General features: G+C 43.4%; 18 protein-coding genes. All 18 read left to right on the plus strand.

Going from position 1 to position 22,686, the window contains the following annotated elements; translation table 11 throughout:
• Positions 1-15: 15 nt before the first annotated feature.
• Complete coding sequence (locus tag VEHSUH05_RS05330; RefSeq protein WP_038117047.1) at positions 16-777, plus strand: MlaE family ABC transporter permease; 762 nt, start codon at positions 16-18, stop codon at positions 775-777.
• 20 nt (positions 778-797) lie between these two features.
• On the plus strand, positions 798-1,553 hold the full coding sequence (locus tag VEHSUH05_RS05335) for an ABC transporter ATP-binding protein (protein WP_105090962.1): 756 nt from the start codon (positions 798-800) through the stop codon (positions 1,551-1,553).
• Between the two features lie 2 nt (positions 1,554-1,555).
• On the plus strand, positions 1,556-2,815 hold the full coding sequence (locus VEHSUH05_RS05340) for an MlaD family protein (protein ID WP_105090963.1): 1,260 nt from the start codon (positions 1,556-1,558) through the stop codon (positions 2,813-2,815).
• Positions 2,816-2,838: 23 nt separating this feature from the next.
• Positions 2,839-4,299 (plus strand): TolC family protein, encoded by a 1,461-nt coding sequence (locus tag VEHSUH05_RS05345; RefSeq protein ID WP_038117042.1) that lies wholly within the window; start codon positions 2,839-2,841, stop codon positions 4,297-4,299.
• A gap of 227 nt (positions 4,300-4,526) precedes the next feature.
• Positions 4,527-8,819, plus strand: coding sequence for a translocation/assembly module TamB domain-containing protein (locus VEHSUH05_RS05350; RefSeq protein WP_105090964.1), 4,293 nt, complete (start codon positions 4,527-4,529; stop codon positions 8,817-8,819).
• A gap of 180 nt (positions 8,820-8,999) precedes the next feature.
• Entirely contained in the window at positions 9,000-11,174 is a 2,175-nt protein-coding gene (locus VEHSUH05_RS05355) for a BamA/TamA family outer membrane protein (RefSeq protein WP_038117038.1), read from the plus strand.
• Between the two features lie 106 nt (positions 11,175-11,280).
• Positions 11,281-11,769 (plus strand): OmpH/Skp family outer membrane protein, encoded by a 489-nt coding sequence (locus VEHSUH05_RS05360; protein WP_038117036.1) that lies wholly within the window; start codon positions 11,281-11,283, stop codon positions 11,767-11,769.
• Positions 11,770-11,797: 28 nt separating this feature from the next.
• Entirely contained in the window at positions 11,798-12,769 is a 972-nt protein-coding gene (locus tag VEHSUH05_RS05365) for a hypothetical protein (RefSeq protein WP_054674701.1), read from the plus strand.
• Positions 12,770-12,779: 10 nt separating this feature from the next.
• Positions 12,780-13,322, plus strand: a complete 543-nt coding sequence (locus tag VEHSUH05_RS05370; protein ID WP_038117031.1) for an OmpH/Skp family outer membrane protein — start codon at positions 12,780-12,782, stop codon at positions 13,320-13,322.
• A gap of 28 nt (positions 13,323-13,350) precedes the next feature.
• Positions 13,351-14,382 (plus strand): UDP-3-O-(3-hydroxymyristoyl)glucosamine N-acyltransferase, encoded by a 1,032-nt coding sequence (gene lpxD, locus VEHSUH05_RS05375; protein ID WP_105090965.1) that lies wholly within the window; start codon positions 13,351-13,353, stop codon positions 14,380-14,382.
• A gap of 6 nt (positions 14,383-14,388) precedes the next feature.
• Entirely contained in the window at positions 14,389-15,291 is a 903-nt protein-coding gene (locus VEHSUH05_RS05380; RefSeq protein WP_105090966.1) for a lysophospholipid acyltransferase family protein, read from the plus strand.
• Between the two features lie 90 nt (positions 15,292-15,381).
• On the plus strand, positions 15,382-16,221 hold the full coding sequence (gene lpxC / locus VEHSUH05_RS05385; RefSeq protein WP_038117025.1) for a UDP-3-O-acyl-N-acetylglucosamine deacetylase: 840 nt from the start codon (positions 15,382-15,384) through the stop codon (positions 16,219-16,221).
• Positions 16,218-16,643, plus strand: a complete 426-nt coding sequence (fabZ, locus tag VEHSUH05_RS05390) for a 3-hydroxyacyl-ACP dehydratase FabZ (protein ID WP_038117023.1) — start codon at positions 16,218-16,220, stop codon at positions 16,641-16,643. The genes lpxC and fabZ overlap by 4 nt, the downstream gene beginning before the upstream one ends.
• Positions 16,644-16,663: 20 nt before the next feature.
• Positions 16,664-17,476 (plus strand): acyl-ACP--UDP-N-acetylglucosamine O-acyltransferase, encoded by an 813-nt coding sequence (lpxA, locus tag VEHSUH05_RS05395; RefSeq protein ID WP_084214635.1) that lies wholly within the window; start codon positions 16,664-16,666, stop codon positions 17,474-17,476.
• A 199-nt stretch (positions 17,477-17,675) separates the two neighbouring features.
• Positions 17,676-18,515, plus strand: a complete 840-nt coding sequence (locus VEHSUH05_RS05400; protein ID WP_105090967.1) for an LpxI family protein — start codon at positions 17,676-17,678, stop codon at positions 18,513-18,515.
• Positions 18,512-19,654: a lipid-A-disaccharide synthase gene (lpxB, locus tag VEHSUH05_RS05405; RefSeq protein WP_054674707.1), complete on the plus strand. Its 1,143-nt coding sequence runs from the start codon at positions 18,512-18,514 to the stop codon at positions 19,652-19,654. Before VEHSUH05_RS05400 ends, lpxB begins: the two co-directional genes overlap by 4 nt.
• The gene (msbA, locus tag VEHSUH05_RS05410) at positions 19,647-21,377 is read left to right on the plus strand and encodes a lipid A export permease/ATP-binding protein MsbA (protein WP_105090968.1); all 1,731 of its coding nucleotides are present in this window, start codon (positions 19,647-19,649) and stop codon (positions 21,375-21,377) included. The genes lpxB and msbA overlap by 8 nt, the downstream gene beginning before the upstream one ends.
• Positions 21,378-21,379: 2 nt before the next feature.
• Positions 21,380-22,684: a 3-deoxy-D-manno-octulosonic acid transferase gene (locus VEHSUH05_RS05415; RefSeq protein WP_105090969.1), complete on the plus strand. Its 1,305-nt coding sequence runs from the start codon at positions 21,380-21,382 to the stop codon at positions 22,682-22,684.
• The last annotated feature ends 2 nt before the right edge of the window (positions 22,685-22,686 follow it).

Consider the following 22,686-nt stretch of genomic DNA (forward strand, 5'->3'; position numbering starts at 1 on the left):
AGGGGCTGAATCGGTTTGACCTGGCTTGAAGCAATCGGTCGGTCCGTTATGGATCGACTGTCTCAAATGGGCAGTGCCACACTTTTGGTATGGCAGACTATTAAACAATTGAAAATGCTTAACCTATGGCATGTATTCCAACAGATGTCCCATTTGGGTGTTGATTCGCTGCCCATCATCAGCCTCACACTGCTATTTGCAGGTGCCGTTATGACGTTGCAGATTACAGATGTCCTGGTTAAATACGGTGCTCAAGGTACTGTAGGGGGGCTCATGGCCGTAGCTATGGGCCGTGAATTAGGACCTATCCTTGTCGGTGTCGTGTTGGCCGGTCGTGTTGGGGCCGCTATAACGGCTGAAATCGGTACGATGAAGGTCACCGAGCAAATCGATGCGCTGCGCGTAATGGCCGTTGATCCTATCGGATACTTAGTGGTGCCTCGTGTCGTGGCTTGTATGATTATGGTACCTATTCTGGCTTTTTACGGTATCGTTATCGGCATTGCCGGAGGTTATTTTGTGGCTACCGTTATCAAAGGTTTGGCTCCGGCAACTTACATGGATTCAATCCAGATGTTTTCAACTATTTCCGACTTTACATTGGGGCTGATAAAATCCAGTGTGTTTGGCGCCGTTATCGCTTTGGTGGGCGCATATAAGGGGATGGAGACGAAAATGGGTGCCGAAGCGGTAGGTTTTTCTACGACCAGTTCGGTAGTGACCAGTATCATTTTAATCTTTGTGTTGAATTACTTTTTATCCACCTTGTTATACTAGTCGAGGCGATAGAGGCTTATATGATTGAATTACGTAATGTTGTAGTCGCCTATGATACACGGGTGATTTTGGATTCCATAAATTTGACTATCTTAGATGGGGAAACATTGGTCATTCTAGGTGGCAGCGGCAGTGGTAAAAGTACGCTGCTGAGACTCCTGATTGGCCTACAGAAACCTACATCGGGTCAAATTATTGTAGACGGCACGGATATTACAACGTTATCCGAAGAAGAATTTAATACGGTACGCAGAAAGATGGGCATGGTATTTCAATATTCCGCACTTTTCGACTCTATGTCGGTTGGTGAGAATGTAGCGTTCGGACTGCGGCAGCATACGCATTTACCGGAGGAAGATATACGGCGGATAGTGTCGGAACGTCTTGACTGGGTAGGCTTAAAGGGGTATGAAAAGTATATGCCGAATGAATTGTCCGGCGGTATGAAAAAACGGGTCAGCCTGGCTCGCGCTATCGCCTTGGATCCGAAATTGATTCTCTATGATGAACCGTCATCAGGGTTGGATCCCATTACATCAGGGACAATCAGTATGTTAATTAAAGGGATGCAGGAACGATTGGGGTGTACTTCGGTAGTGGTGACGCATGATATGAATGCGGCTTTCTATGTGGCTAATCGCATAGCACTATTGGATAAGGGGAAATTTGTGGAGATTTCTGATACAATAGACTTTAAGAATTCTTCAAATCAAAAAGTACAACAGTTTATTCATGGCGAAGCAGAACCGATTCATGTGTCTGCGATGGGAGATTGATAATGAAGTGGACGACGGAGGCGAAAGTTGGGGCTTTCACAATCATAGGGATTGCATTATTTATTGCAGGAATCCTTTTTGTGGGGCGTATCGATATATGGGCGAAGCCGCAGATGACCATTACCGGTGATTTTGAGCAGGTTAACGGTTTAAAAAACGGTAATCAGGTTAAATATTCGGGCGTTACCATCGGTACCGTTTCAGATATTGAAATTACACCGCGCGGTGTCGTGGTAAAAATGAAAATTGATGAATCCACACAGATTCCGAGTGATTCAACCTTCAGCTTGGGGGCGGATGGCTTCCTGGGGGATAAATATATTCAGATTTCTCCGGGCACATCCAAGGTGTATTTACAAAATGGCGATACCGTTCGCGGGGAAGGTAGCGATGCTGTAGATAAGGCTATGCGAAGTGCTCAGAAATTGATGGACGGTACAGAAAAGATGTTGCAGTCTATCAACAATATTATCGGCGACCCGGCGACGCAAGGTGCATTAAAACATTCTTTGCAGTCGACAGCGGTTATGGCGGATAATGCAGTAGCTATCACGCAGAATATGGCGGATGCTACGGCTCAGCTTAATGCAGCGGCGCAGCAGTTTAATTCGGATGGCAATGCAGGTAATGATATGCGTGCTATTTTGACGAATTTAAAACAGACTACAGAACGTGTGGATCATATGGCTCGTTCCATGGAATCCACCGTGACGGACCCGAAGGCGCAAGAGAATATTCGGGAAACATTGCATAATACGGCTCAGATTTCGGCTCGTGTCAATAAATTGATGGGCGGAAAGCCATATCAATCTGAAGCATCCGTTAATGACACGGAAGGTGTTGAGGTTGAAAAAAAACATTCCACTAAGATTGAGCCATCCATAGATGCGTTATATAATACAAATGACAATGAATTCCGCATCAACGGTCGAATTCGCGCTTTCAATGATAAAGGCATGGCCGAGTTTGGACTATCCAATATCGGAGACGGCACGAAATTCGATCTGAATGCAGGTAAATTCATCAATTCTAAATGGTTGGTACGAGGTGGTATTTTTGAAAGTGAACTCGGACTCGGTGTAGATTATAATTTGCGCGGTCCGGTATCCTTGTCCGCAGCCATGTATGATTTAAATCATCGAAAATACCGTATTCGTAGTGATATACGTTTACATAAAGATACATACGGTGTCATTCAAATGACCCGACCGTTCGGCTCTACGAACGGGGGTACCTATTTCGGTATTAAACAAGTATTCTAGCTAATACATTGGAGGTACATATTATGAATAATAAGGCTCTTTCCTTAGCCGTATTACTTTCTTTGGTTACAACAGGAGCATTTGCTGCTGATGTGGTTACAACATCTGTAAATAACGGCGACCAATTGAGTAAATATCAAAAAGAAGCAATCCAATTGACACAACAACAATTGGCTCAGAAGTCGGCTCAAGACAGTAAGACCTTTGAAAATTCATTGGCTCTAAATGAAGCGCGCACTGTTGATTTAGCATTGGCTAATAACCGTACGGCTAAACAGTCCATGTGGGGTTATAAGGCGGCTAAATCCAATGTCAGCCAGGTAGCGGCAGGTAAAAATCCTACGGTTTCTTATGGCTGGAGTGCACAGAAGGCCGGTGGTGATGCAGGCAGCAGTAAGACCGGCAATCATAACTTCTCCATTTCTGCACCTGTATTCAGCCCCGAACTTGATGCGAACATTGACTCCGCCCGTTATGCCCGCGAAGGATCCGGCGCAAGCTACGAAGAAGCATTACAACAGGCAAAATACGATGCCATCAGTGGATACTATACATTGATTATGAATCGTAATTTGGTAGATGTAGCTCAACAATCCGTAAAGGATTATCAAGGTCATGTTGATAATGTACAGGCACAATATAAAGTAGGCATAGTAGCAAGCTCCGACGTATTAGCTGCCAATACAAATCTGGCTGATTCTCAAACCAGTCTTGTGAAAGCACAGAACAAAGCCAACTTGTCCGAAGCACAACTCAACAATGTCATCGGATATCCGGTACAGACACATATTGATACGGCGGAGCACGATTTACAATATAAACCGTACAATGTCACATTAGAGCAGGCAAAAGCATATGCTATGCTACATCGTTCCTCACTTGTTAAGTCCGCATTGGATGTAAAATCTGCGGAAGAATCGGTTCGGGCGGCAAAGGCCGGGTATATGCCTACCGTTTCTGTGAGTGCAGGTCGTGGATATGGTGATACGGACGGTTACTTCGGTACGAGCAATAAATCCTGGACTGTTGGGGCTAAGGCATCATGGAATATCTGGGATGGCGGTGTTACGCAGAACAGCGTAAATAAGGCTAAATCTCAGTTAGAACAAGCTAAAGAGGCTAATTTGGCCGCAGTTGACTCGGTTCTCCTAGCAGTACAAGAGGCATACTTGAATTTACGCTCCGCAGAGCAAACAATTCAAAGTACGCAAACTGCGGTGGCACAAGGTACAGAAAACTTCCGTATCGCTAGATTGCGTTACAGTGCAGGTGTGGGTACAAACCTTGATGTATTGGATGCGGAAACTAAATTGACTGAGGCCCGCAATAACTATGTACAAGCATTGTATAACTACAATGTAAGTATTGCTGCATTAGAACATCTTACCGGGGTGCCTTTGGATACGCCTGTCGGTCAAGGTGCGGATGTTATTGCCGGTAGTGGTGCTGTTGAACAATTGGCGCAGTTAAGCGGTAATCAATAATTACAGAACATAATCTTAATCAAAAAAGGCGACTGGCGTCGCCTTTTTTTATGCGTATTAATTGTTGAAACATATTTTTAACATTTCCGGATACGCTTTTTGAGCGGCAGAAAAAAAGTTCATTAGTTTTATAAAATTTATTTTAAAAATCTGTAGTTATTGCTATGATTATGGTAAGATATAGTATATATTTACAGTTTATTCATAATCGATGTGGGAGCAGCATCATGACGCGAAAAAAATGTTGCCTTATAGGGGCGGCTATTCTTGGATTATCATGCGGTATAGGGTCCAGCATTAATCCTATCGCTCAAACCTATGTGGCGCCGATGGTTAAGGAACAAGTGAATACAGCCATCAATGGATCTGTTGATTATGATTCTCTCCGTATTAATTGGAATGGCGATATAATTCTTACAGATGTGGTGATTCGTGATACAGAGGGGCATCTCGTAGGAACCGCACCTGAAATAGCGGTGGGTGTAAAGCTATCGTCTCTACCGGGTCTCATCAGTGGAAACAGATCGGGGGCAGATGCCATTTCATCGGTCTCTGTTGAACGGCCTGATTTACACATTTGGCAATTGGCAGACGGGTCCTGGAGTGTAACGAAGCTTATTAAACCTTCAGATCCTAATGAGCAAAAATCGTTTGAAGGGGATATCAATGTGGATGAGGGTACAGTTGCTTTGCGTATGCAAGATGGTACCAGGCATGTTGTAAATAACTTGAACGGATCTGTAGCACTCGATACAAATTCACTGTCCAAAGGGGCTTTCACAGGGAGTCTTGACGGATCGGCCGTTCAGATTAACGGATCTGTCGATATGAATGATTTCACCAATTTTGAGTTTTATGCACAATCGGATTCCGTTGATGTGTCGGGACTCATGAATTTTGTTCCTTTAGGAAATGATATATCCGTTAAAAAAGGTACGCTACAGGATTTACATGTAAATGTGAAATGTGAAGACGGCAAATATATTATGTCCGGCAATGTGAAATTCAAGGGGCTGGAAGGGACTTATAAACGAGGAAATACGATATACACCATTACCGATGGTAACGGTCGTATTATGCTGAACCATAATCAGATCGTCATTGCTCAAAGCTCCTGGCGTGTTAATGATCAGGTTGCCAAGGTGAACGGACTTATTACATTGGGGGATAATGAGGAATATTTAAATCTTAATGTCGTTGCTGATAAGGTTGATGTAGCTACGCTTACAGATTCCGGTATTACGGGAACTGTAGGCGGACGTGCCCATATCGGCGGTACGACGGTGTCTCCTTATGTATCCGCAACGGTGGCAAGCAGCGGTTTATCGTATGGCGATTATCATGTGGATCGTGCTCAAGGTGATATCGTATATGACAATGGTCGTGTTAAAGTATCCGATATAACGTTGTTCGCCGGTACAGGTAGTGCGAAGGTTAACGGGCAGTATATGATTGATGACGGTTCCTTCACCGCCGATATAAAGGCTCATGCATTACCGCTGGATGCTTTTACCCAAAATATGAATCATCCGATAGGGGGATCTGCTGACGGGGACATACGTCTAGTCGGTAAAAATAATGCGTTAACGGATCTTGTGGGGCATGTGGAAGGTCAACAGATTTCGATGCGCGGTATCGTACTGGATTCTGTGAAAGCGGACTTGTCTCAAACGGGTGATAAAACTAATGTTGTCGCCGTAGGTAAGATGGGCGACGGTACGCTGAGCGGTTACGGATATATAGAAAACGGTCAGGTGCAGGCGACTGTTTCCGGTAATGCTCTGCCGTTGACGTCTTTGAGCTCGATAATCGGAGCAGCGGATGTGGACGGTACATTGTCCACGTCGATTAATGTGCAGGGCGATTTGAATAACCCGCATGTAACAGGCAATATATGGGGACAGGAAGTCCATTACAAAGGTTCCCGATATAATGATATTCATAGTGATTTGGAGTTGAATAATCATGTGTTAACTCTAAAAAATGGACATATCGGTGATGGAAACGGAGGTTTTGATGTATCCGGTCAATATCATCTTGATACGGATGCCATTGATATCACGGCTGTTGCAAGGGCGGTACGCATTGAAAATGCAATTCGTCCATTTACGGATTTACCGATAACCGGCTGGTTTGAGTCTGATAATCATATTACAGGCACTATGGCGAACCCTATTGTTGAAGGTCGTGCGCATTTATGGGACGGTTCGGCTTACGGTAAGCTAGTGACAAATGCCTTTGTTAAGTATAGCTATGCGAACGATAGTTTGCGATTATATCGGTTCGATGTGGAAGGATATGGTGCAATAATTACCGGTGGCGGTACTGTAGCGAAGGATGCTATTGATATAAGCTTTGAAGGTAACAATATCGATATGGGCCGATTGCTCATCAATAGCGATATAGATATACAAGGACTCGTATCCGGACGCGGAACTGTTCGTGGATCAATGGATAATCCTCAACTCAATGCCTATGTGGAGTCGAATGCGTTGGTTCTTAATGGGGAGGCGTTATCGGATATTCACGGTCAACTTTATGCGGACAAATCGGTTGTGAATTTGCAAAATTTTACTTTTGCGGAGAATACCGGCGGTCGTTATGTAGCGAGCGGAGGCATGCGACTTGACGGTACTAAGTCTTTGTTCGGAGCATTGAATGTAGAAAATGGCGGTGTTAATAATTTATTGACATTGTTGGATAAGAAAAATGAGCATCTTGACGGAAGACTTAATGGTTCCGTTGAACTGGGGGGGACTTATGATAACCCTAGCGTTCATGTACAAGGTACGATTGACGATGTAAGTATTGATAAAACCGTCGTAGGTGATGCGTCGATTGATGCGAGTCTGGCAAATCGGAAGTTTGACGTTAAGACCCTTAAATTGCCTGTTAATGATGGCCTCATTGCGATGGGCGGCACTATGGATCTGGATGGAATCGCCAATATGCAGGTTGCCTTAAAAAATGTCGATATCAAACCATTTTTGCCGTTGATCGGTAAGGACATCAATGCGACCGGTAATGTAACGGGCGTATTAAATATGACAGGGGAAACAAAAAATCCGAAGGTGGAATTGTCAGCTGCTATTGAAGACGGTTCGTACAACGGTATAGCGATTGACCAGGGGTTTGCTCTTGCCACCATGCAGGATGGCGTTATTCAGATTCAGCGTATTCAGGGGACTAAAGGCGGTTATAAACTTGCGGCTTACGGAAAAATTCCGTTGGCTGCCCTTTATACATCCGGTCATTTAGCGGCGGATGATAAAAAGGCTATGGATGTGACGATTGATTTTAATGAAGCCGATATGGCGGTTATTCCTCTCGTTACAAAGAGTGTGAAAGAGGCCACCGGCGCATTGAAGGGAACCGTACATATTACGGGTACCGTAGATCAGCCGGAAGCATATGGCGCCGTATCTGTACGTAACGGTTCGATGAAGTTGGCCGCAGTCAACAACGAGATTACAGATATCAATGGCGATTTAATTTTCTCCGGACAACAGGGCGATTTACAAGCTCGAATCACCATGGGGAAAGGCTCTGCCGGTTTGGCGGCCAAGGTGAACTGGAACGGTCATAGCCTTACAAACTATCGTGCGGCGGTTCAATTGGACGGTCTCGATGTGCGCAGTGAATATGTAAAAGGACCTTTAAACGGGGAATTATATATTGCGGATAAGGACGGTTTACCTACCTTGATGGGACACCTGGATTTGGAAAAGGTTCAATTTAAAATTCCACTCTCCTTTGAATCCAGCAGCAGTACTGATGATTTGGGCGTAGATGTTACTGTTCATGCCGGTAAGGGTGTACGGCTTTATGACCGGACTCTATATGATATGTTTATAACCGGTGATGTTCACTTCGGAGGCTCTTTGTTGAATCCGATGGCGAGCGGTCAATTCGATGTGAAGTCGGGAACATTTAAATATCTAAGCCATACCTTTAATATTACAAAAGGTAACGCACATTTCGTCGGCGGATCTTATTTACCGATGCTACAATTGGAAGCTGAAACCAATGTAAGTAACTATAATATTATGCTCGGGGTGAAAGGAACTGTGGATCATATGGATCTTTCCCTAACATCTAACCCTGGATTATCACAAAAACAAATTATTTCGATGCTTACATTTGGTCGTGGTGCGGATAGTAATAGCAGTACGCTTACCAATGATGATGTAAATGCGGTTGCTACAGCAGGATTGCAGATGTTTGCGTTCGGTTATGTACAGGATGCATTGCAGAATACATTTGGACTAGACCGGATTAATATTACGACGGGCTCCATTGATCCTGATGAGCCGACGAATAAGGCGACTGCGGGTAATTATAATATTGAAATCGGTAAGTACGTATTACCGAAGGTTATGTTGACCTATTCGCAGGGGATCAATAATAAACAAAATAAATATGGTATAGAGTATTCCGTTCGTCGGAATATCAAATTTACCGGATGGCGTACATCACAAGGTAATAATTATATAGGTGGACGCTGGACAAGAAGCTTTTAACAAGGTATGACTACAATGTGCAAACCCTATAGATATGCATATTGTAGTCATATTAATTTCATAAAATATGTTTATAGTAGTACTCATTCCTGGCATTATATGCTATAATAATAAAGATTTAATACTCTTTTAAATAAAGATTTAATTTTCTTTATAAGGGATGAATTCTAGGAGGAATTTATGTTAAAACCAAAAGCCTACAAAAGTATGCTTGCAGCATCCGTGTTGACTGCTGTCGTGGGAACTGGCAGTGTTTTTGCTGCAGAGGTACAAGCTGGCTATACTCCAGATTTGAATAGCACTACAACAACTAGTGCGGCTACAACAGAGGATACATCGACTACACAGGCGGTGTTTAATTCTGGTGCGGCGACTGGAACAACTCAAGATGAAACTGATGCGGCTATTTTAGCGGCTCGTGGGGATACTACCGTATCCAGTGACGGAACTGTAGTACAAGGTTCTGACGGGACTGTGACTGTTAATAATGCCGTTTTGAAAACAGATGACAAACAAGTAAAAATGGTATCGAAAACTACAGGTGGTACTGATCTTGATAAAGCCGCTGAAAACGGTCAAACTCAAGCTGTTACAACTGTAGAGGCTCAATATGTGACGTCCGCTAATGCTGAAATCGTGAATCCTTATGTAGGTAAAACCATTACGGGCTTATCTATTTCCGGTGTTACAGCAGAGCAGCAAACACAATTATTGCCTATTCTAAGTCAGAAAGTGGGCGATGCTGTATCTGTTGACGGCGTTTTTAAGGACGTTCAAAATCTTGGTAATACAGGCTATTTTTCTGAAGTAAATCCTATATTCACTTCCGTGCCGGAAGGCGTTAAAGTTGACTACGCCGTAACGGTAAATCCGATTACAAATGGTGTTGTATTTGAAGGTAATACCGTTTATTCGTCTGAAGTGTTGACGAAGTTTATGGATATTCAACCGGGCCAAGTACTCAACTCCGTCTACGTAGGTCAGAAGGTACAAGGCATCAATGCTGCTTATGCTCGTGACGGTTATATGTTGGCTCACGTTGACGGCATCCGTGTGGATGACCAGGGCATATTGCATATTCATATCGTGGAAGGCATGGTTGAAGACATTATTCCTGCCGGCAATAAGAAGACTCGTAATAAGGTTATTACACGTGAATTCGTTCAAAAAACGGGTAAACCGTTCAATAAATTCCTTGTGCGCCGTTCCGTAGAACGCGTATATAATTTGGGTTTCTTCGATGATGTAAACGTTCGCATGTTGCCTGGTGAACAAGATCCTAATAATGTTATCATCGAAATTGATGTACTGGAACATAAAACAGGTACGGTTACGTTAGGGGCCGGCTATTCCAAATCTGACGGCCTTGTAGGTATCGTTGAGTTCGGTGAAGATAATTTCCGTGGTACCGGTGATAAGTTCAAGGTACATTGGGAAATCGGCGGTAAGAAGAAGTATAAAAACTACCAGATTTCCTACTTGAAACCTTGGATTGACAGCAAGGGTACATCCCTTGGCTTCTCCTTCTTCAACCGTGAAGATGAGTATACTGACTACAATGAAGATGGTAACGAAGTAGCGGAATACAACAAGAAATCTCGTGGTTTCAATATTTCCTTCGGCCGTCAGACCGGCGAATATACACGTGATTACTTGACATTAGAATCCCGTAAGGATACTTACAAATGGGATAGCGATGAAAGTTCCGGCTATCGCTATGACCGTGATGCCGGTGCAGGTCCTAACGGGGCTTGGAATAACGGCAATTATAACTTTGCATCCGATAACTATGTGGCTAATAACTTCGGTCGTATTAACTCTGCTACATGGCAAAAGGTATATGACTCCCGTGATAATATTTATGAACCGACTCGCGGTCGTCGTATCTCCTATACTGCACAATGGGCGGGCCATGGTTTAGGCGGTGACTTTGATTTCTATAAATTCACGGCTGAAACTCGTATGTACAAAAAATTAGGCGCTAAGAATGTATTGGCATTCCGTGCCCGTGCCGGATTTATTCAGGGCGATGCACCATATAGCCAATTGTTTACTTTGGGCGGTGCCGATTCCTTGCGCGGTTATGAAGATGATCAATTCCGCGGTAAGAAAATGTACAATGCTACATTGGAATTCCGATTCCCTATAGTTAAAAAGGTTAGTGGCGTATTGTTCGCCGATATCGGTGATGCATGGGATGCACCTAATGTTACTTGGTATAACAGTAAGAAGAACTTTAACTATGGTGTTGGTGCCGGTGTTCGCATTACAACTCCTATCGGTCCTGTTAAACTTGACTACGGTGTTGGTAAGCATAAAAATAAATTCCATTTCAGCTTCGGTACACAATTCTAATATTGAAAATGTATATGGTGAAAGTCTCTTTTATAAGAGGCTTTCACCAATATCTCTATATGGCATCCTTTGATGCGGTAATTAACAGAAATGAGGGCATTTCATTATGATGCGAATGATGAACAACAAGACGAATGTAAAAATATTTTCTATCGTCATTGCTGCTATTTTTATTATAGGTATCGGTGCGTTGGCATATACGCAGATGGCGTCGCCGACAAGTAACGGCGGATCCAGTACAGTAGGGGTTATCGATACGTCTCGCATGATGTCTCAGGATAATCCGATTTATGTCAATGCAGCTCAGGAATTTATGAGCTATCAAAGTCAATTACAAAAAGATGCACAAGCTAAAATTGATGCGGCACCGGATGATGCGTCAAAACAAAAAATTGCAGAAGAAATGCGCGAAAATTTAGCAAAGAAAGACCAGGAAATTGCGAAGTCCGTTCAAGACAAAGCAATGGAGGCTGCAAAAGCTGTAGGGGATGCTAAAGGCTTGAGTGTTGTTATGACTAAAGACAGTGTATTATATGGCGGTGTAGATATTACCGACCAGGTATTAAAGAAATTATCTTCAGAAGCAAAAAAATAAGCGGTAGTTCTATGTAGGGGAAACGACAATGAACGGGAATAAACGATATATCGGGTTAATCATATTTCTCGTTGCTGCACTGGGGGCTATGGTTTGGTTTTACGGCTTTGTGACGAATCGGCAACATAATTCCGATGGAATATCCATCGGTGTCGTCCGCATGGATGATGTGCTGGAATTCAATCCGTCTTATGAAGATTACAAGCAAGCCAAGCAAGAATTGGGTTTGCTTAATCGACAATATCAATTGGAGCAGACGGCTTTAAATGCCAAGTCGGATGCTCAAGAGGAACAATTGAAATCGTTAGCCTTAGATTCAACTTTGTCTGATGCTTTTACGGTAGAACTGCAGACTCGTATTGCAACGAAAGAAAATGAACTCAATCAGCAACTGAATGCGAAACGCAATGAATTGACGCAGAAGTACTTATCGGAGTTAAAGGTGAGTGCCAATGCATATGACCTTGAAATCGTTAATCTTCAGCTTGATTTGTATGCTTATGATGATCGCGTATATATCGATGATGCACAGCGACAACAGGCGATGGCTGAAAAAGCTGAGAAAGAGGAACGCTTAAAAGAGTTACTGGCCAAACGTCAACCATCCAGTTCAGATGTGGACGCTATTAAAAATAAGGTTGAGGCGGAACTTGCACCATTACAAAAGAAAGGGCAGGAAGAACTCAATCAATATGCGGCGTCGTTACAACAGGAATTGGCCGCTAAGCGAGACGACATGATGCAACGACAGGCACAAGCGATTATATCCAATAATAATTTACCTGTTGCACAGGATTGGAATGATACTTGGGCTAAGAAGCTGTCTGATAAGGAAGCGGAAGTGAGTGCTCTTCATGAAGCGATATTGGAAGATGTGCGTATGCGTGTTGGAGTTATTGCGCAGGAACAGCATTTAGATTTAGTTATTATTGATGATGGTGGCAATATTAAAGGCCTGGATATTACAGATGCGGTAAAAGCATCTTATCGGGTTCAATAAGGAGTATATTATGAATAAACGTATGAAATCTTTGGTATTAGGTGTATCTTTAGTGGCGTCTATGGCCGTTATCGGCGGATGTGGGTCTAATAATATCGGTTACGTGGATAGTGTGAAAGTTGCGAACAGCACTGAAAAGGGTATCACTATTACTAAAGAAATTAATGCTAAAAAGGCAGAATTGAATGCAAAAATTGCAGCTGCTGATGAAGCATCTAAACCTCAAGTATATAAACAAGCGGAACAGGAATTGGCTACTTTCAGTACTGCAAAAGCTCAAGAATTCCGTCAATATCAGGATCAACAAATCAGTGAACTCGTAAAAGATAAAAAGCTTGACGTAATCATTGAGAAGGGTGCTGTTATTGGTGGCGGTACGGATGTAACCGATGATTTGATCAATAAAATGGGTAAGGCTACAGATGATCAAATCAAAGAGGCTGAAGCTGCAGCGCAAGCCGATGAACAACAGTCCAACCAACAAGATAATCAGCAAGATAATCAACAAGGAGCAGCTCAACCTGCCGAAGGTAGTGCAGAAGCTTCAGAATAATCTATTTTAAAAATAGGGGGAGATTACCTTGGAAAAAACCTTACAGGAACTTGCGAAATTAGTACAAGGTCGCGTTGTAGGTGATGATACGGTACATATCACGGAAACACGTAGCTTTGAGCAAGCTGCAAAACAATCTATTACCTTCGCTGTCGGAGATTATGTGGAACATATCGGACTCTGTCAAGCCGGTGCGGTCATTGTAGAGTCTGAAATACCTGATGCGCCAATGTCACAGATTGTAGTTGATAATGCGAAGTCTGCCTTTGCACAGATTCTGGAATTGTTTCATCCGCCTGTAGTGGTACCTCGTGAGGTGCATAGCACGGCGATTATAGGCAAGAATGTATCCATAGGTAAAAATGTCGCTATTGGAGCGTATTGTGTAATCAATGATAATGCCGTAATCGGTGATAATGTAACGATTCGACCATATGTATATATCGGTCATAATGTACGAATCGGTGCGGACTCCGACATTTATGCGGGTGCTATCGTACATGAAAATTGTATCCTCGGTCAGCGTGTTGTATTGCGTGCGAAGGCCGTAATCGGTGGTGAAGGTTTCGGTTTTGCAACTGAAAACGGTGTACATACTCACATTCCTCAGGTAGGAAATGTCATTTTAGAGGATGATGTGGAAATCGGGTCCTGTTCGACAATCGATAATGCGACAATGGGGTCTACTCTTGTACGACGTGGTACTAAAATTGATAATTTAGTACACTTGGGACATAATGTTGAAATTGGTGAGGACTGTTTTCTTATTGCTCAGGTCGGAATTGCAGGCAGTACTAAATGCGGTAACCATGTTATCTTTGCCGGACAAACAGGTTGTACGGGACATATTACCATTGGTGACAATGTACAATTTGCAGGGAAAACAGGTATTACCGGTAATGTACCGTCCGATTGCGTTATGGCAGGGTATCCTATGAGGCCTCACAAAGAATGGTTGAAATTAGCGGCTTATGAAAATCGCTTACCGGATATGGTGAAAACGGTAAAACAATTACAAAAGGAAATTGAAGCTTTGAAAGCACAGCTTAAGGAGAGCTAATAATCCATGTATAGGTTTATGAAAATCTTTAGTGCCTTTATTTGTATGTTGCCGAAAGGGTTACAATATGCGATTGGCACGTTGCTTGGTGAAATTGCGTGGCTGGTGGTGCCGCCTAAACGTAAGCGATTAGCTATCGGTCAGATTATGTTCTGTCATATTACAGATGATCCGAAGGAAGCACGCCGTATTGCAAAGGCGAGTACAACTCGATTCGGACGTATGATTATCGATGTATTGCGCTATCCTGAAATCAAGGATGGTGCTTATAAAGATATGGTCGAGTTTATCAATCGTGAATACTTAGATGATGCTCTTGAAAATGGTCGCGGTGCAATTTTGGCTGCTGTTCATAGCGGTAACTGGGAATTATTAGGTGGTGTGCTCGCATCTGAAGGCTATCCCCTGATTTCCGTAGCTATGAAACAGAATGGTGATTCCGACCGGTTTATTAATGAATATCGGCGTATTATGCATCAGCATGTTACGTATAAAACCGGTGTGCGCGAAATGATAACAGAGCTGAAAAAGGGTGCTTTTCTAGGGCTGATTATGGACCAGGATCCCGGTGATGATGGTGTATTGGTACCGTTTTTCGGATATGAAACCTTAACAGCCGCTGGACCGGCCGTATTGGCTCGCATGCAGGATGTTCCTATTATTTTCGTTACCATACATTACAATCCGTATTCTGGAAAACATGAAATTGAGGTACATCCACCGATGTATGTGGAGCGTACGGATGATAAAAAACGTGATATTTCTGTTACGACAACGCGTCTGAATGAGTTTATTGAAGATTATATTCGCCGGTATCCGGAGGATTGGTTCTGGCTGCATAATCGATGGAAATGGACTCGTCGTTATTACGGTGAGCAGATTGAAACACCACCCGATGTCTTTCAATAAATAGTCAATTTCTTGTATCACCTATGCAAATAGGGTATAATACATATTGGTGTATAGTAAATATAAATCAGAGTATGAAAGGACATTCTTATGAGTAAGCCACAACAGACGATTAAACAGGCTGTTTCATATCAAGGGATTGGCCTTCATAGCGGTGAACCGGTAACTATGGTTTTTAAACCTGCACCTGAAGATACAGGAATTGTGTTTGTACGTACGGACATTGAAGGACATCCTTCTGTGCGAGCACACATTGATAATGTGACGAACACTATGCGCGCTACTACGTTAGAGAATGGTGAAGCTAAGGTATTTACCGTTGAGCATGTATTAGCAGCGTTCAGTGCTATGAATATTGACAACTGTTATATAGAGATGGATTCTCCGGAACCTCCGGTAGGTGACGGTAGCAGTGCGGTCTTTGTCGATTTGATAGAGCGGGCGGGCCTTGATATACAGACGGCAAAACGCCGGGTATATAAGGTCAAGAAATCTCATGCCGTATATGATGAAGATCGATTTATCGTCATTCTTCCGTATGATGGATATCGTATGACATTTACTTCTATCAACAGTCATCCATTACTTGGAACCCAGCAATGTGATTTTGAGGTTACTCCGGAGTACTTCAAGGAGCACATAGGCCCGGCTCGAACTATTGGATTTATGAAGGAATTAGAACAATTACAGGCTATGGGGCTTGCTAAGGGCGGCAATTTGGATAATGCATTGGTTTATGATGATGAGAAATGCTTATCTGTCCCTCGCTTTGATGATGAACTTGTCCGCCATAAGGCGCTTGATGTTATTGGGGATTTGTTTTTATTAGGACCTATTGAAGGCCATGTAATCGCTTTAAAATCGAGTCATGAACTTAATTCGCGTTTGGCTCACAGTATAATGGAAGAAATAAGGGAGACACAGCCATGATTCTTAATCACGAAGATATTTTAGAAATTTTACCTCATCGTTATCCAATGCTCTTAGTCGATCGAATTACTGAATTGGAACCCATGAAGCGTGCTGTGGGCATTAAAAATGCCACCTTTAATGAACTTTTCTTCCAGGGGCATTTCCCCGGTAATCCTGTGATGCCTGGTGTTTTGATTACAGAAGCAATTGCCCAAGTAGGGGGCATTGCTCTTTTATACCCTGAAGAAAACCGCGGTTTGACACCGATGTTTACAGGCATTGATAAGGTTCGTTTCCGTCATCCTGTGAAACCCGGCGATCAAGTGCGCATGGAAGTTGATATCGTTAAGATAAAAGGCCGTATGGGTAAGGTGGAAGGCCGTGCCTATGTGGGGGATAAACTGTGCGCTAGCGGTGAATACATGTTTGCCCTTGTATAATAAACTGAGGAGTGATTATAGTGATAGTTGTAGGCATGGAAAATGCAGAATCCAACATCCATAGTACAGCCATAGTCCATCCAAATGCTAAATTGGGCAAAGATGTAATCGTAGGTCCTGGTGCAATCATTGGGGAACATGTCGTAATCGGCGATGGAACCAAAATTGGTGCACATGTTGTGATTGGTGGTTGGACAACCATTGGTAAGCGTTGTGAAATTTATCCGAACGCATCTATTGGGTTGGAACCGCAGGATTTAAAATTTAAAGGTGAAAAAAGCTTTTGTAATATCGGCGATGAGACGGTTATTCGCGAGTTTGTTACCATCAGTCGGGCTACCGGCGAAGGTGAAGAAACACGCGTCGGAAATAACTGCTTGCTTCAAGCCTGTACTCATGTAGCTCATAATTGTATTGTAGGCAATAATGTGATCATGAGTAACTGTGCCGGTCTTGCAGGTCACGCTATTGTTGAGGACCGCGTAGTAATCGGTGGACTTGCCGGTATTCATCAATTTGTGAAAATCGGTCGTAATGCCATGGTCGGCGGTATGGCTAAAGTGGTACAGGATATTCCTCCGTATGTTATCGCAGATGGTCAACCGGCACGCGTTATCGGACTTAATTCGGTAGGCTTATCTCGTGCAGGTATTTCCGAAGATGTACGACGTGATTTAAAACAGGCATTTCGCATCATTTATCGTTCCGGATTCAGTTTATCCAAGGCGATTGAAGAAATGGAAATGCAGCTTGATTCTTCTGTAGAAATAGAAAATTTATTACGATTTTTGCGCAATGCCGATCGTGGTATTATGCGTACTCGTCGCGATTAATAATAAGGGACCTCGTAGTATTACGGGGTCCTTTTCTATTGTGGTAAAAGCCGTGTTTTAATGGTAAAAAATGGTCATTTATAGTACAATATACTGTATATGAGTGCGTCATCGGACGGTAATTCTCGTATTGTTAAATTGTATACAATCGGTATGTAAATATAAGCTTGGATCGATAGGTCATATAGGAGGTATAGTTTTGGCAAAGGTAGGATTGATTGCGGGCATCGGTATACTGCCTGTAGAATTCATGCGTGCCGCACACCTATTAGGGCACGAAGTGGTTGTTATAGGTGTGGTACCTGATATAGACCCGGCCCTTGAACGTGAAGCCGATGCTTTTTACAGCATAGGTGTCGCAAAATTGGGAAAAATTTTCAAGACCTTAAAGAAGGAAGGCGTCGTTGAACTGACCATGTTGGGAAAAGTGACTAAGGAAATCCTCTTTAACGGTTTATCGTTCCCGGATTTAAAGACACTGGGGGTTTTGCGGCGTCTTAAAAATCGCAAAGACGATACGATTATGCTTGCCATTGTCGATGAAGTTGAGCGGGAAGGATTTAAAGTTCTGGATCAGACCGTATATTTAAAGCCTTTTATGCCTAAAGTAGGGGTGCTTTCACAAACATCACCTACCGATGAACAATGGGAAGATATCTGTTTCGGATTTGAATTGGCGAAACAGATGGGTGCTCTTGATATTGGACAGACTGTTGTCGTAAAACATAAGGCGGCCATGGCTATTGAAGCCATTGAAGGCACAGATAAGTGCATTTTACGCGGCGGTGAATTAGGCAGAGGCGATGCTGTTGTCGTGAAGACGGAGAAGCCGAATCAGGATGTGCGTTTTGACGTACCTGCGGTAGGCATTAAAACGTTGATGTCCATGATAGATAGCGGATGCAAGGTATTGGCTGTAGAAGCGGAAAAAACTATTTTCGTACAGCAGCAGGAAGTGCTTGATATGGCAAATCGCCATAATATTGTCATATGCGCCGTAAACGAGGATTTTGTGAATGCCAGAAAGGATGCACGATGAAAATCATGTTTTCTGCCGGAGAAGCATCCGGTGATACTCATGCTGCCAGTGTTGCTGCGGCATTGCGCGAACTGGATCCTACGGTAGAATTGTTCGGAATGGGCGGCACCTTGATGGAACGGGCCGGTGTTCGCATTGTATATGACATCAAAAATCTTGGTGTCATAGGCATTGTAGAGATTATTAAATCGTTGCCGAAATTCTTTAAATTGCGCACGTATTTAAAACGGGTCATGATGAAAGAAAAACCGGATATTCTTGTCTGTGTAGATTATCCGGGTTTTAATATGAAACTTGCCGCAGTAGCGCATGAACTCGGTATTCCGGTGGTATATTATATTGCACCGACCATATGGGCATGGCATAGTAGCCGTGGCGATACCATTCGAAAATATGTGACGAAGGTAGCTTCGATTTTTCCGTTTGAGGCGGAGGCATATCGAAAATATAAATGTGATGTTGAATTTGTAGGACATCCGTTATTGGATATTGTTCATCCTACGATGAACAGAGCTGAAGCTTTAGTATATTTTGATGTCCGAAAAGAGGCTAAAAAAATATTACTTATGCCCGGCAGCCGTAAACAGGAAGTCATGTCACTACTTGATACAATGCTGAAGAGCGCCGAGATATTGATGGAAACCCATGATGACATGCAGTTCTTTTTGCCTCGTGCGCACACTATTGACCGCAGTGAACTGGAATCGTTTATTGAGTCTCATAATGTGCCGGTAACGATCACGGAGGACCATACATACGACTTAATGCAAATCTGTGATGCCTGTCTTGCCGCTTCAGGGACCGCGACACTTGAAACGGCTATGATGGAATTGCCTACCGTCTTACTGTATCGTGTATCACCGATTACGTATGGTATCGGTAAAATGGTGGTTAACGTATCTCATGTGGGCTTGCCGAATATTATCGCCGACAAAGAAGTGATACCGGAACTTTTACAAGATGAGGTAAATCCGGAACGCATTGTAGCGGCCGTAGCACCGTTAATCGATGATGAGTCGGCAAATGCGGCTATGCGCACGGAGTTGCGCGAAGTACGACATGCATTAGGTGAACCGGGAGCGGTAAAACGCGTAGCGCACCTCGTATATGACCTAGCTAAGGAGACGTGTAATGAATAGTTATTCCAGGCTCTTATATTTTGTAAAGCCTTATTATAAGCGCATGATATTTGCCGTATTCTGTATGATTGTAGCGGCAGCCGCATATCTGGTCGTGCCATGGCTCATCAAGAATGTGGTGGATCAGGTTTTACAAGATAAAAATATGTTTATGCTGAACCTGATTGTAGGGGCGATTATTCTCATCTTCTTAATTCGAGGTTTCGCTACGTATGGTCAGACCTATAATATGTCCTATATCGGTCAACGCGTTATTATTGATGTGCGTGAAGCGATTTTTAATCATCTTCAACGCTTGAGTTTATCTTATTTTGATCGCCGTAAGACGGGCGTTATCATGAGTAATCTCACCAACGACGTGGCGGCCTTACAAACGGCGGTGGTGGATAATCTCATATCCTTCATAACCGAGTCCGTAACGCTTATCGGTTCTCTCGTATCGATGCTGCTTATTGACTGGAAGTTGACGTTGGTTACCTTTATCACTGTGCCTGTTGTATTATTGATTATCAACGTATTCGGTAAGAAATTACGCCTTGCCGGTCACGATGTACAGGGGCGTATCGCTGATATTACGGCGCTTTTACAAGAGGTTATCAGCGCGGTGCGGGTCGTTAAATCCTTTGCGCGCGAAGATTTTGAGCGTAACCGTTTTGAAACGGAAAATGCCCGTAACTTCAAGGCTGTTATTAAGGCCACAAAACTAACCAGCTTATTGAGCCCTATGGTCGAGTTTTCCGCTGCCATTGCCGTGGCGGTTATTCTCTGGTATGGCGGCTATTCCGTTGTAACCGGTACGATTACGGCAGGGGCTCTTATCGCATTTTTGATTTATGCTATCAATCTGTCGAATCCGGTAAAGCGTTTGAGTCAAGTTTACGGTAATATTCAAAAGGCTTTGGCTGCAGCGGATCGCGTTTTTGAAATTTTGGATACTAAAACTGATGTTATCGAGAAACCCGATGCAGTTATATTACCGGCTATTACCGGCGATGTGGAATTTAATAATGTATCCTTTTCCTATGATGGTGAAAAACCGGCATTGGAACATTTTACTCTATCTGTTAAGGCCGGTGAAAGTGTGGCACTCGTTGGTCCGTCCGGTGCGGGGAAGACGACATTGGCAAATTTACTGCCCCGCTTTTATGATGTCACCGACGGATCCATTACTATCGACGGATATAATGTAAAGGATGTAACATTTAAGTCCTTGCGCGAACAAATCGGTTTAGTTCCGCAGGAAACCGTATTATTCAATGCCACGATTCGTGAAAATATTCTCTACGGTCGTCTTGATGCAACGGATGAAGAAATATACGAAGCGGCAAAGGCCGCCAATGTATTGGAATTTGTCGATAAATTGCCGGACGGACTCGATACCGTCGTGGGTGAGCGTGGCAGTTCCCTATCAGGCGGTCAACGTCAACGGGTGGCTATTGCTCGTGCGATTTTAAAGGATCCACGCATTTTGATTCTCGATGAAGCTACGTCTGCTTTGGATACGGAAAGTGAAAAACTCGTTCAGGAGGCGCTCGATCGTCTCATGAAGGGGCGTACCGCATTTGTCATCGCTCATCGATTGAGCACCGTTCAGAATGCGAATCAAATTGTTGTACTTAACCATGGTCGCCTGGTAGAGCAGGGGACTCACCAGGAGCTGCTAGCTATTGAAGACGGGTTGTACAATCATCTTTACTCTGTTCAATTCTCCAATAAAGGATAACCATGTACTGGATATACAACGTATTACTCATATTCTATTGGATAGGCCTGATACCGGTCATTTTGTACCGGCTCGCTTTTGAAGACGGATTTTATGAGCGCATTAAACAGAGTGCGGGCTATATGCCTGCATCATTATTAAAAAAAATAGAAGGACGCCGTGCGATTTGGATTCACGCCGCATCTGTCGGTGAAATCGTGGCTACCAGTCCGCTGGTAAAAGAAGTGAAAAAAGAGTTCCCTGAGGCTGTCGTTGTTGTTTCCGTAGTTACCGCTACGGGCCATGCGATGGCACACCGTATTATTCCGGAAGCGGAAGGGATTATCTTTTTCCCCCTTGATCTGCCATATTTGACCCGTAAGATTTTACATATTATCAAACCTATTACGATTTTATTGGTGGAAACCGAAATCTGGCCGAACTTTTTACGAATCGCTCAATCTGAAAACATCCCTGTTATGATGGTCAACGGACGTATCTCGGATCGCAGCATGAAGAGATATCGTTATATCAGTGCCTTCACACGGGAAATGTTGCGGTCTATCGAACGATTCTGCATGCAATCCAAGTTTGATGCGGCGTATATTGCACGACTTGGCGCTAATAAAGCGGATATTACCGTGACGGGCAATATGAAGTATGATCAGACATACGCCACTGTATCCAGTGAAGAGAAGCAGCAACTGCTCGATGAATTCGGATTTGGAAATAATCACCCGATCATCGTCGCGGGTAGTACCCATAAGGGTGAAGAGGAGGCCATTTTTGAAACCTTTACACAGGTCTTGCAGGAGTACCCTCAAGCGCGTTTATTGATTGCACCGCGTGAAATTTATCGTGGTCATGATGTACAAAACCTTGCGAAACGATATGAACTGAATGCCATTTGTCGCAGTGATATGACTGAGCCCGTACATGAAGGTATTCCTGTGGTTGTTCTCGACACGATCGGTGAACTCGGGCGTCTTTACAGTTTAGGGGATATTATATTTGTAGGTGGTTCACTGGTGCGAACCGGCGGGCATAATATATTGGAACCGGCTGCTCACGGTAAGCCTATTCTGGTAGGTCCTCATATGTTCAACTTTAAAGAAATCTTTTCGCTTCTTAATTCGCGAGGGGCTTGCGAACAGGTAAAAAACGGCAAAGAATTGACCGAGATGGTCTTGCGTCTTTGCAAGGACAAAGCCTTGGCCGAAGAGATGGGTGAACATTGCCTGGAAATTATCAGGGAAAATCGCGGAGCTACACGACGTAATACTCAAGAGTTGCGCCAGTTATTTGAAGCACATCATATCATTCCGTAATA

The sequence above is a fragment of the Veillonella denticariosi JCM 15641 genome, from assembly GCF_002959855.1.
Lineage (GTDB): Bacteria > Bacillota > Negativicutes > Veillonellales > Veillonellaceae > Veillonella > Veillonella denticariosi.